The sequence below is a fragment of the Endozoicomonas sp. SESOKO1 genome (genome assembly GCF_024606265.1).
GTDB lineage: Bacteria > Pseudomonadota > Gammaproteobacteria > Pseudomonadales > Endozoicomonadaceae > Endozoicomonas.
In genome coordinates this window covers 1-1156 of sequence record NZ_JAHHPP010000111.1, presented here as the reverse complement: position 1 = coordinate 1156, position 1156 = coordinate 1, and the positions used below count along the sequence as shown (strand labels likewise).

The following is a 1156-nucleotide window of genomic DNA, read 5'->3' as shown; positions in this document are numbered from 1 at the left end:
GTTTTTAATTAATTAGCTGATTCGAAAACCGGGTAGTTATATTCAATGCTGTCCGACAAACACATAATAAGCCCTTGGCAAAAACCGACCAGCAATAAAAGTGCTATCTTTGATCTCAATTTTCTTATAGCATCCAGGTCGTTTAGACTTCGCTGAGCAACCAGGTGCGGAATACTTCGACATTTTGATGTTTAACCTGAGAGTTGGGGTAAACGAGATAAAAAGCTTCATCGGTTGGAACTTTAGTTTTAAACGGGGTAACCAGCTTACCGGAATTGATAAGATCCTGTACCAGGCTGGTGCGACCAAGCGCAATGCCTTCACCCAATACCGCCAATTCCAATGCCGACACTAACGTATCCATATGAAAGCCCTGGCGGATATTCATATCTTTGAAATTGGCTTTACTGAGCCAGTGTCCCCAACCTTCTTCATAGCCCATCACATGCAGCAACATATGCTCAGATAGATCAAAGGAATCTTCATCAATCGGATGTTTGGCTAAATAGTCGGGACTGCAAACAGGAAAGAGTTCATCCCAGGTTAACCGATCACTGTTCATCCCCTGCCAATGACCCTTGCCGTAACGAATCTCCAAATCGCTATCCAGGCTATTTTCCCGCTCAACTTCATTCACCCAGATATTGCTGGTCAGGCGCAAATTAATCTCCGGGTGTTGTTTTCTGAAGTTTTTCAGCCTTGGTGCCAACCACTGAATGAAAAACACCATATTAACCTTGATGGTCAGCAGGCTTGTTCGACCATGGCCAAAGATTTCTTCAGTGGCAACAATCAGGCGTTCAACAGAATCGTGGACAGCGGGCAGGTAGGCAGCACCCGCATCGGTCAGCTCCAATCCTCTTGGTAATCGACGAAACAATAGACAACCCAACTGGCTCTCCAGTCCCTTGACCTGTTGACTCACGGCGGCCTGGGTAAGGTTTAACTCGTTAGCTGCATGAGTAAAACTCAAGTGCCGGGCAGAAGCTTCAAACGTCCTGATCCAGTTTAAGGGCGGCAATCGTTTTTTCATAAGAACACCGTATAAGTGCTTGACTATTTGAAAGCATATTGCAAACTGGCTTGTCAGAAAGAAGTCAACTATCTCACTAACGGCTAACTATCTAACCATCTAAACAAATGTATAATTCTGAAC

At 44.6% G+C, this 1156-nt stretch carries 1 protein-coding gene; it reads right to left on the bottom strand.

Annotation, left to right across the window (positions count from 1 at the left end):
• Nucleotides 1-142: 142 nt before the first annotated feature.
• Nucleotides 143-1033 carry a transcriptional regulator GcvA gene (gcvA, locus tag KDK13_RS05870; RefSeq protein ID WP_257284030.1) on the bottom strand — a complete coding sequence of 297 codons (891 nt, stop codon included), beginning with the start codon at nucleotides 1031-1033 and terminating at the stop codon, nucleotides 143-145.
• Between the last annotated feature and the right edge of the window lie 123 nt (nucleotides 1034-1156).